At 68.6% G+C, this 10,460-nt stretch carries 6 protein-coding genes; all 6 read right to left on the bottom strand.

What is annotated here, in order from left to right; translation table 11 throughout:
* Positions 1-100: 100 nt before the first annotated feature.
* The 6 genes from JYK02_RS07160 to JYK02_RS07135 all read right to left on the bottom strand — a co-directional run bounded on the left by JYK02_RS07160 (position 101) and on the right by JYK02_RS07135 (position 10,288).
* The gene (locus JYK02_RS07160; protein ID WP_207050121.1) at positions 101-2,005 is read right to left on the bottom strand and encodes a DEAD/DEAH box helicase; all 1,905 of its coding nucleotides are present in this window, start codon (positions 2,003-2,005) and stop codon (positions 101-103) included.
* A 12-nt stretch (positions 2,006-2,017) separates the two neighbouring features.
* The gene (gene cglE / locus JYK02_RS07155; protein WP_207050113.1) at positions 2,018-2,656 is read right to left on the bottom strand and encodes an adventurous gliding motility protein CglE; all 639 of its coding nucleotides are present in this window, start codon (positions 2,654-2,656) and stop codon (positions 2,018-2,020) included.
* 116 nt (positions 2,657-2,772) lie between these two features.
* Positions 2,773-4,749 (bottom strand): adventurous gliding motility protein GltG, encoded by a 1,977-nt coding sequence (gene gltG, locus JYK02_RS07150; RefSeq protein WP_207050104.1) that lies wholly within the window; start codon positions 4,747-4,749, stop codon positions 2,773-2,775.
* 88 nt (positions 4,750-4,837) lie between these two features.
* Positions 4,838-5,104, bottom strand: coding sequence for an adventurous gliding motility protein CglF (cglF, locus tag JYK02_RS07145; protein WP_207050095.1), 267 nt, complete (start codon positions 5,102-5,104; stop codon positions 4,838-4,840).
* Between the two features lie 142 nt (positions 5,105-5,246).
* Positions 5,247-6,695, bottom strand: a complete 1,449-nt coding sequence (gene gltE, locus JYK02_RS07140) for an adventurous gliding motility TPR repeat lipoprotein GltE (protein ID WP_207050093.1) — start codon at positions 6,693-6,695, stop codon at positions 5,247-5,249.
* On the bottom strand, positions 6,695-10,288 hold the full coding sequence (locus JYK02_RS07135; protein WP_207050085.1) for a tetratricopeptide repeat protein: 3,594 nt from the start codon (positions 10,286-10,288) through the stop codon (positions 6,695-6,697). Before JYK02_RS07135 ends, gltE begins: the two co-directional genes overlap by 1 nt.
* Positions 10,289-10,460: the final 172 nt, after the last annotated feature.

Here is a 10,460-nt window from a genome sequence, read left to right as displayed (position 1 = left end):
CGTTGGCCAAAGGGGGAATGAAACGAGGGCGCCAGCGGCCGGAGTGTACCGGCCACGGGCGCCCCCGGGCAATCATGCAAAACCCGTCAACCGACGGGAATTATTGGCTTTCTTGCTCGCCAGCCGAGGAAGCATTTTCCGCCGGAGACGCCGCGGAATCCGCGTCGTCACCGGCGTCCGGCGTGCTGCCGGCGGGAGGCGTCGCGGGGGCCTCGGGGAGGGCCTTCGCGCGCTCCACGCCCGCGGTGTCGTTGAGCTGCGTGTACAGGGCGATGGCCTTGTCACGCTGCTGCAGCTCCTCCGCGATCTGCGCGGCGCGGGGCAGGTGTTCCCCACCGAGCTTCTCGTAGAGGGGCAGCGCCTTGTCCTTGCGGCCCGCCTGCGTCCACGTCTCCGCGGCGGCGGCCGTGTCACCCAGGAGCTCCAGCCACCGGGCGCGGCCGGCCGGCTTCTGCTCCTGTTCGGCGCGGGCCAGCTCGCGCTGCGCGAGTTCCTTGGCCTCGTCCTCCAGGGTGAGCCGCTGCATGAAGTGGAACGCCTTCGGAGGAGGCAGGGGGCTCAGCACCTCCACCGCCTCGCGCCGCTGGCCCACCGCCACCAGCAGGGTCGCCGCGCCCAGCCGGTCGCCGCGCTCCACCAGGGCCTTCACCTCCATGCCCCGGATGCGGTTGGCGCTGGCCATGTCGCGGGCGCGCTCGTACGCCTTGCGCGCCAGGGTCAGCTTGTTCGCGCGCTCGTACGCGAGGGCCGCCTGGTCGAACTGCCGCGCGCGCTCGTACAGGCGGGCGACGTTCTCGAAGTCGGCCTTGGCGACGTAGTGCTCCATGAGCAGCTCGTACGCGCCCGCCTTCTCCAGCGTCGGGCCGATCTGATCCGCGGGCAGCGTGCCCACGAGGCGGCGGGCCGCGTCGTTGTCCTGGCCGGACAGCGCCGTGCGCAGCGCGCTCTTCAGGTCACCGCCCGCCTCGAACAGGCGGGTGGCGTCCGCGAAGCTGTTGTTGCGCTCGTGCAGGCGCGCGGCGTCGCGCGTGCGGCCCATGCCTTCCAGCTGGGTCGCCTGCTCCTTCCAGTCGCCCGTCAGCTCCGGCATCGGCGCGCGCTCGGGGCGCTCACCGCGCGGAGGACGCTCGCCACGCTCCGGACGCTCGCCCCGGGGCGGACGCTCGCGCCGCTCACCGGCCGCGCCGCGCTCCGGACGCTCGCCGCGCGGAGGACGGTCCCCACGGGGCGGACGCTCGCCGCGCTCGCCACGCTCCGGACGGTCACCGCGCGGAGGACGCTCGGCGCGCTCCTCACGGGCCGGGGCCGCGGGCTCCGGCGTCGGCTCGCGGCCGCTCAGCGCGAAGGCCGCCTGCGAACGGTCCGCGTCACCCGCGGCCCGCCAGACACGGCCCACCAGCGCCATCACGTCCACCCAGGCCGCGTGCTTCTCCTTGGCGGGATCCACGGCCGGAGCCGCGGGAGCCGCCTCGGCGGGCGCGCCCCCTTCGGCCGGCGTGGCACCCTCGGCCGCGCCTTCCGCGGCCGGAGCCTCGGCGGGAGCGGCTTCCGTGGAGGCGCCAGCCTCCGGTGCCGCGCCCTCAGCGCCCGCTTCCGGCAGGGCCGGCTTCGGCTGACGCTGGACGCGCAGGAGCGTGGTGATGAGGCGGCCACGCGTGTTGAGGTCCAGGTCGTCCAGCGACTTGAGGTTCATGGGCCGCAGCGAGCGGACGATGGCCTCCAGCGGACCCTTCTCCGCCCCGAAGTCGTTCTTGGAGAGCGCCTTCTCCAGGACGCTCAGCTCGGCGATGACGCGCTGGCCCGGGCCGACAGGGCCCGCGTCGCGATCACGGCCACGGCCTTCACCTCGGCCGCGCCCTTCACCCCGGCCGCCGCCAGGACCACCAGGACCGCCACGACCGCCGAAGCCTCCCGGTCCGTCACGACGGGGCCCCTGGCCCGGCGCGCCCCCGTTCGGACCGCGTCCACCCGGACGCGATCCACCGCTTCCATTCTCCTGAGCCACGTGAATCTCCCGCTAGAACGCGTAGCGAATGTTGGGCGCCACCGCGAACCCGAAGGCGCCCTTGGAGGCGAGGTAGTTCCCCACGACCTCCAGCCCCACCGAGAAGTGGCGCAGCCGCGTGTAGTACTCCACTCCGGGCCCGGCAAACACAAGAATGTCGGAATCCGGGAGGAGCTTCTTGGGAGAGAACATCGCGTAGCCCACGCCGACACGGGCGTAGATCCACGTCCGCTTGACCTCCTGGCTGTCGGCGAAGCCCACCAGACGGGCGCGCGCCACGGCGCCAGGCACCAGCATGGTGAAGTCACCGGAGGCGGCGCCCTGCGAGTAGCCGACGTATTCGGTGCCCGCGCGGTTGGCGGAGCCCATGAAGAAGACGCCCAGGGACAGGCGCTCTCCCAGGTCCACGCCCAGCTCCACCTGGGCCATCTGGCCGGAGGAGAAGGGCCGCGGGCCGGAGTCCGCGGGCGGGTTGGTGATCCACGAGGGACCGCCGTACACGCCGAAGTACACACCGCGCTCGACCTCGTTGAAGGTCACCGCGGGCCGGTCCTTCATCGCGTTGGAACCGGCGCTGGGGGTGTCCTGGGCGCCCGCGATCGCGGGAAGAAAGAGGGCGGCGCTCAGGGCAAGAGGAGCAAGTTTCTGCATGGAAGGCGGCCTGGTGGGGGGCAGGCCTCCCGCGGGGACGGGAGGGGTGAATTGAAGAAGCGGGCAGCCCTGTCTCCAGGACCGCCCGCGGCGATTACGGATGTGTTGATTCTACGTCAGTCACCGGCCTGCTTGAAGATGAACGGGTAGGTGACGATCACGGAGCCTCCACCCTTGGGCTCCGGGAACTTCCAGGTGCGCACGCGGCCCGCCACACAGGTCTCCAGGTCCGAGTTGCCCGCCGTGGACTGCGCGACGTTGGACGTGGCCACCGAGCCGTTGGCGCTGATGACGAACTTCACGGACACCTTGCCGCCCAGCTTGGGGAAGCGGTTGAGCAGGCTCTCGTAGCAGTAGCGGATCTGCCCGCGGTTGCGCTGGATGACCTGGCGGATGAGCTCCTTGTCCAGCGAGCCCATGACCTCCGGATCCGACGAGGTGATGCCCACGTCCACGCTCTGCTTGCCGCCGAGCGTGCCCACGCCGGTGCCGTAGCTGCCGCTGCCGCCGCCACGGCCCTTGGTGCCGATGCCGCCGATGCCGATGCTGTCACCGGTGCCGCCGCCGCCACCGCCGCTGCCGCGCAGGCCCAGGCCGCCGAAGCCGCCCGCGTCGCCCGCCTTGGCGCCGAACATGTTGCCCATGGCGCTCTTGAGCTCGCCGCCCAGGCCCGCCTTGCCGAAGATGGTGGAGATGCCGCCCTTGCCGCCGCCGAAGATCTTCGCGGTGAGGGCGCGCGCCTCGTCCTTCTTGTTCGGGTCGCCCTTGGGGGCGGTGCGGTTGTTGGACTTGGGCGCGTCCTTCTTGCCCATCTGGCCCTCGTCGCCGCGGGACTTCTGGGCCATCTCGCCCGACTTCTTCTCCTTCTGCTGGTTCAGCTTCTCCAGGAACTTGTTCTTCTGGGTCTCCGGAGGCTTGATGATCAGCTTCGCGATGCGCGCGTCGTTGCCCGCGAGCTCATCCGCGTACTCGTCCCCTTCCCCACTCTGGTTCATGGAGTGGATGACGAACGCGGTCCCGATGAAGAACATCACCAGGAAGATGTTGAGCGCCGTGTAGTCGATGTTCTCGCCGATGGGCACGGCGACGCGCTTGGGCACCGGCTGGAACTGCGCCTCCAGCGTGAGGCCGCCCAGGTCCACCCAGACGAAGTCGTCCGCCTCCAGGTTCAGCGCGTACGCATCGCCGTCCTGGGAGGCCTTGCCGGACTCCATCACCGCTTCCAGGTCCAGCGTCTCGCCCTTGCGGGTGAGCTCGCCCTTCATCTTGCGCGCGAAGCGCACGCTGAAGGACTGGCCGTCGGTGCGCAGCACCTCGAAGGAGGGGGCGCCCAGCTTGGCGTCACCCATCACGAAGTCCACGCCCTTGGCGGTGCCGACCGTGAAGCCCTTCTTCGCGCCGGGGGGCACGAAGAACTCGCCCACGCGCTGGTCGCCCCAGAGCAGGCGCAGCGACACGCCCTGCGGGCCGTTGGACTTCGTCTTCTTCACGGTGCGCACGCGCGGCGCGGCGTCCTGCTCCTCGTGCGCGTCGTCCTCCACGGGCACGGCCTTCGCCTTGGGAGCGCGGGCGGGCGCCACGGCGTTCTTCTGCGTGGGCGCGACGGACGCGTCCAGCGCGGCGGCGGGCGCGGGCGGCGCGACGGGCGCGGCCACCGGAGCGGCGGCGGGCGCCGGAGCGGCGACGGCCTGCGCGATGGCGGCGGCGGGGGCCACGGGCGCGATGGTGGGGTTCTTGTCCGTGGGCGCGTCCGCCTGCGCGACGGCGGCGGCCAGGTTCACCGCGGCGACAGCGGCCGGGTTCTCCAGACGGATGGTGGTGCCGCCCACGCGGACCTCGTCACCGAAGGAGACCTGCCCCTTGTTGACGCGCTTGCCGTTGACGTAGGTGCCCTCGACGCTGCCCATGTCGATGATGGACATGGAGCCGTCGGCGGCCACTTCGATGACGGAGTGGATGCGGCTGACCTTGTCATCCTCCAGGCACAGGTGCGCGGAGGACAGACGGCCAATCTTGATGATGTCGCGCTCGTAGTCCTTGGAGGCGACCAGTGTGTCGCCCTTGAAGACCTTGAGTGTCAGGGGTACGGCCATGGGGGGCTCCCGGTAGGGCTTTGCGCTTCTTGGACAACGGTGCCGGCGGAAGGTTCCCGCCGCCGGATTTCAGTTCGTGGAGGGGGGATTACAGCTCGCCCACGGACTGCATCACCTTGTCCTCGAAGTCTTCGCGGATGCGGATGAGGTTGGAGTGCTTCACGGTCTTGCGCGCCTCGACGTACTCGCCATCCGGCTTCGTGAGGTCACCCTCGATGGTGTCGTCCTCGAAGTCGACGCTGGTCGTCTTCTGCATCTTGGCGCCGCCACCCTCACCCTGCGCCTTGCCGCCCTCGTCCTGGGCGAAGGCCGGGGCCACCGACAACGTCACGCACAGCATCAGCCACTTCCGCATCCTGCCTCCACGTGGGGCCTTCCCAAGGCCCACTGGTGTTTCCGCATGGTGGGCCCCCGCCCTGGAAAGCGAGGGGCTCACAAGGTTCGCATCTTCCCGAGCCGCGCCGCCAGCGTGAAGCCACTGGCGGGCGTCTCCCACATCACAGCAGGTCGTCGGTCGGCTCGTCGGAGTCCACCGGGGCTGCATTCTTCTGGGCAGGCTCTGCCTGCTTCCCCGCGGCGGGGGTCGCGGCCGGCTGCTGCGCGCCCGTCGCGGAGGCCGGCGTGGCCTGCGGGGCGGTGCCGGTGCCGGACACGGGCGTCGCGGCGCCAGGAGGAGGCGGCGGCGTCTGGCCCTTCTGCTTGGCCTCCTCCGCCTTCATCGCGGCCTGCTGCTGGGCCTGGAGGGCCTCCATCTGCTTGGCCTGGTCCTCCGCGGCCTTCGCCTCGCGCTTGGCCTGCACGATGCTCTCCGCCTCGCGCATGAGGCCGAAGACGGGGGATTCGGCGTTGAGCGCGACCTCGCCGCCCGCCAGGGCGACGTACTTCTTGTAGAGCTCCACCGCGCGCTCGGGGGCGTCCTTCACCTTGTGCAGGATGATGCCGCGGTTGAGGTACGTGGCGCCCAGGTCCGGGTTGAGCTTCTCCGCCTCGTCGTACTCCTGCATGGCCTTGTCGTACTGGCCCTGGCCCTTGAGCGCGATGCCCAGGTCCACGTGCGCGGCGGCGTTCTTGCCGTCGGACTGCAGGATGCGGCGCAGGTGCTCCTCCGCGCCGGGGAAGTCCTCGGCGTTGAGCGCCAGCTGGGCCAGCTCCACGTGCGCGGGCACGTAGTCCGCCTTCGCCTCCAGGGCGCTCTTGAACTGCAGGCGCGCGCCCTCCGTGTCGCCCTCCTTCAGGAGGATGAGGCCCACGGACTGGTGCAGCTCCGGATCCGTGTTGTCCAGCTTCACCGCGCGCAGCGCGACGAGCTTGGCCATGGCCAGCTGCTTGCGGTCCAGGTAGCTGCGGATCATCACCTTGAGGGCGTTGGTGTTCATCGGGTCGCGCATGAGCGCGGCGCGAGACAGCTCCATCGCCTTGTCGTGGTCGTTGTTCTGCCGGTAGATCTCCGCGAGGCGCGCGCGCGAGCCCGCGTCATCCGGGTAGCGCGTGAGCACGTCCTGGTAGAGCGCCACCGCGCCGGCCACGTCGCCACCGTTCTGCTTCATGATGGCCAGGTTGTCGGACGCCTGCCGCAGGGACGGCTTCTTGGTGAGCGCCGCCGCGTAGCGGGCCTTCGCCTCGTCGGGCTTGCCCATGCGCTCGGCGATGACGCCCAGGTTGTACTCGGCCTCCGCGAGGTTCTGGTCCGCCTCCAGGGCGGCCCTGAACTTGCGCTCCAGCGACGGGTAGTCGAAGGCCTTGGCCTTCTTCTGCGCGTCGAAGGACTTCACCGCGTCATCGAACAGCAGCATGGCGCGGTTGGAGATGGACACCGGGCCCGTGGGGGCGGCCACGGGCTTGGCGACAGGCGCCGGGGTGTTGGTCTGCGTGGTGGAGCAGCCGACGGCGGTCAGCGCCAGCGTGGCCAGCAGGAGGGGGCGGAACGGGTGCATGCGGCGATTCATTAGAGGAAGTCCTCCGGCTCCTGATCATCAACGGTCTTCTTGGGGGCGCCGTCCTTGGACGCGGCGGCGGGCTTGGCGACCTCGGACTCGGTCTGCTGACGAAGCGCGTTCGTCAGCGCGGACAGGTCCTCGTTGAGCGCCTCGCTCTTGGCCTGCTTCTCCGGCTCCACCTTGGTGACCGGCGGCGGGATGTCCTGCACGGCGGCCAGCAGGTCTCCACCCAGCACGAACTCCTTGTTCTTCAGCGCGAGCTTCTCCTCCAGCACCTCCGGGTAGCGGTCCGGGGCGTAGGTGGTGCGGAGGATCTTCAGGCTCGCCGCGGCGCAGTCGTTGAACACGCCCAGCTCGCGGCTCTTGGCCACCGCGCCGGAGAAGGCCTCCGTGGCCTTGTCCTTGAGCGGCTGGGCCTGGTTGGCGAACTCGTCACGCAGGGCCTGCTGCGACTCCTCGTCCAGACCGCGCGGCATGGGCGCGTTCACGACGAGCTCCGCCATGTGGTCATACGCGAGGCCAATGCGCTGCAGCGCGCAGATGGCCGGCTCCGGGGCGCCCAGCGCCACGGTCTGCACGTACTTCTTCTGCACCACCTCCAGCGCGCGGCCCTTGTCGGCCAGCGAGCCCTTGAAGCGCTCGGGCGACGGCGGCACGCCCCAGTACAGCTTCAGGCGGCGGAACTCGTTCCAGTCCGGCTCGATGGCCAGCAGGTTCGCCTGCGCGGCGGCGGCCAGCGCGGGCTTCTCCAGCGCGGTCTGCTGACGGCGGGGCAGCTGGTCGAAGTACTCGAAGATGCGCTTGTTCATGCGGCGCACGTCGTTGGTCTTCTTCATCTTCGTGTAGATGTCGACGATGCGGCCCTCGGCCATGAGGAACTTGCTCTGCGAGCGCATGTTGTCGCGCTCGTACTCCTCCAGGAGCTTGATGGCCTTCATGTACGCGCCCTGCTTCACGTACAGGTCCACGACGGACAGGAAGGCGGCCTCGGCGTCCTTCGACTTGGGCCACAGCTCGATGTAGTGCTCGCGGTTCTTGAGCGCGGCCTTCAGCTGGCCCAGGCCCTCGCGGTAGGTGGCCGCGTTGAACAGGGCGATCTGCGCCTTGGACTCGTCCCACTTCTGCACCACCGCGGGCTTCGCGGGGCCGGCGTCGTTGGAGGCCTGCTTCGCCTTGCCCTTGGCCTTGCTCTTCGCCTTGGCCTTCGCCGCCGGAGCGCCGCCCTTCTCGTTCAGGTTGCGCTCGTAGCCCTTCACGTAGAGCTCGTAGGTGCCCGCGGCCTCCTCGAAGTCACCGATGGCCTCCAGCGCCTCCGCGTTCGCGTAGATGGAGTCCGGCACGTACTTGGACCGGGGGTACTCCGCGAACAGGCGCTTGCGGACCTCGATGGCCTTATCCAGGCTCTTCGCCTTGTAGTAGTCGACGGACGCGTTGTAGAGCGCCAGGTCCGCGATCTCCGTCTGCGGGAAGTCGTGGACGAAGTTCAGGTACGCCTCGGCCGCCTTGGAGAACTCCTTCTTCTCCTCCAGCTGGCTGACCAGCTTGAACGACGACTGCTCGATGAGCTTCGCCAGGTCGTCGCGGAACTTGCCGGTGGCCAGCTTGTCGTTGGCGTAGAAGCGGCGGGCCCACTCGTTGACCTTCGCGAAGTCGCCCAGCAGGTTGTACGAGTCGAGGATGAGGTTGGCGGCGATTTCCGCGGCGCGCTGACCGTCCTCGAACTTGTACTCGGGGTAGCCGAGCGCGATTTCGGAGAAGCGCAGCACCGCCTCGTCGAAGTGGTTGTGGCGGTAGTAGATGTTCGCCGCCTTGAAGGCGATCTCCACGCGCTTGTCGCCCTTGGGGACGTACTTGAGGTAGCGCTCGCACGCGTCGAGCAGCGACTTCTTCAGCGTGGGGATGGCGATCTTCTTCTGGATGTCCGTACCAGCGGACTCGGACTTCGCCTCGCCGCGCGCCTCGGCGGCCTTCACGACTTCGTCGTAGGCGAGCACGGCGTTGTAGGAGGCGTTGGTCAGCCACTTGCCCGGCTTGCCCGGCTTGGGCTTGCCCTTGTCGTCCTTGGCCTCCAGCACCTTGGCGTCCTGGAGGACGACCAGCGTGTAGTTGGCGGCGGCCTTGTCGAAGTTCTGGAGGTTGTCGTTGAGGAGCTCCGCCCAGAAGAAGCGCAGGTCGTACGCCTTGGGGTTCTCCGGGAAGAGCGTGAGGTAGTCGCTGTACACGGCGTCCGCGTACTTGAAGGTCTCCTCGCTGCGCGTCTTCTTGCCCTCGTTGTGCCAGGTGACGGCGAGGTTGGAGAGCGTGCGCTCGGACAGCTCCTTCGCCTCCGCGAGCGCCTTCTTGTCCTTGTCGTCCTTGATGACGCCGGAGGACTCGACGTCCTTCATGATCTTCACGAGCCGGCGCACCTGGGCCACGGTGCGCTCCTTGTTGCCCATGCGCAGGATGCAGTCGACGATCTTGCCCTGGAAGCCGGGGGCCTCCGGAGACAGCGGCTTCTCCTTGATCAGCGCGTTGAAGGTGATGGCCGCTTCGCGGTCCTTGCCGTCGCCGTAGTACAGGTTGGCGAGCTGCTTCATCATCCCGAAGCGGTCTTCCGGATTGGTGGCGACCTTGCCGAAGTCCGCGCGGGCCTGCGTGACGTCACCCTCGCGGGCGAACGCGCGCACGTAGTCGTTGCGCGCTTCACGCACCAGCGAGCCCTTCGCCTTGGCCTTGCCGTCCTTCTCCACGGCGCCGGCGCCCGCCAGCTCACCGTAGAGGACCACGGTCTTGTACTTGTCCTTCGCGGACTCGTACTCGCCCATGTTGAAGTAGCACCAGCCCTGCTTGTAGAGGGCGAAGGCGTAGACCTGGTTCTCCGGGTACTCGGCGGCCTTCTTGTAGGCCGCGAGCGCCTTCTCCAGCTCCGGGCGCTTGCCCTTGGAGTTGTTGAAGTAGTACTCGCCGAACGCGAAGTACGCGTCCGGGATGTACTTGGACTGCGGGTACTTCTCCACCAGGCGCTTGAACGCGACGAGCGCCTTCTTGTCCTGGCCGTCCTCCATCAGGTACTGGCCGAGGAAGAAGAGCACTTCGTCCGTGCGCTCGAACTTCGGGTACTCCTGGACGATCTTCGTGTACTGCTCGACGGCGTACTTGCCGTTCTCCTTCACCTTCGCCATCAGCTCCGCCTTCTCCGCCTTGGCCTTCTGCTGGCCCGCGGCGTCGTTGCGGTTCATGGCGACGATGAGCTCGTCGTCCTTCCGGTTGGCTTCGAAGAAGAAGAACTTCGACTCCTCCCAGTAGAGCTCGCCCAGGCGGAACAACAGGCTGGGGGCCTCCTTCTGATCAGGAGACAGCGAGATGATCTTCTTCAGCGATTCGATCTGCTCGCGGCGCTTGGAGGCGACCTGCACCTCCACGCCCAGGCGGAACTGATCATATTGAAGCGCGGGAGCGGCCTGCTGGGCTTCCTTCGGGCGCGTGATGTCGCCAGCGAGGGACTTGTCCACGGTGGTCGTGGACTTCTTGCCCAGGTCAGCGTCGCGCAGTGCTTTCTTCTCCTGGGCCGAAGCCATGGAAGTCAGGAGAACGAGGCAAACGAGTAACGAGCGGCGCATGGTCTTCCTAGGAGCGGGGAACCGGCGTCCCTGGATGCCTGCTTGCTTGGCAAGTGTCCGGGAATCTTCGGGAATTTCCATGAGGGGACCCGTACTATGCGCGGTTTCCGCAAGGCGGGTCAACTTGGACGGACGGACGTCCGGTCCGTTGGATAGCAGGCGGGAAAACTTC

The sequence above is a fragment of the Corallococcus macrosporus genome (assembly GCF_017302985.1).
Lineage (GTDB): Bacteria > Myxococcota > Myxococcia > Myxococcales > Myxococcaceae > Corallococcus > Corallococcus macrosporus_A.
This window is presented reverse-complemented; position numbering and strand designations above follow the sequence as displayed.

Bases quoted from the DNA above. Each gene is read 5' to 3' on its own strand.
- cglE (WP_207050113.1), bottom strand. From the start codon at position 2,656: ATGCAGAAACTTGCTCCTCTTGCCCTGAGCGCCGCCCTCTTTCTTCCC.
- gltG (WP_207050104.1), bottom strand. From the start codon at position 4,749: ATGGCCGTACCCCTGACACTCAAGGTCTTCAAGGGCGACACACTGGTC.
- cglF (WP_207050095.1), bottom strand. From the start codon at position 5,104: ATGCGGAAGTGGCTGATGCTGTGCGTGACGTTGTCGGTGGCCCCGGCC.
- gltE (WP_207050093.1), bottom strand. From the start codon at position 6,695: ATGAATCGCCGCATGCACCCGTTCCGCCCCCTCCTGCTGGCCACGCTG.
- JYK02_RS07135 (WP_207050085.1), bottom strand. From the start codon at position 10,288: ATGCGCCGCTCGTTACTCGTTTGCCTCGTTCTCCTGACTTCCATGGCT.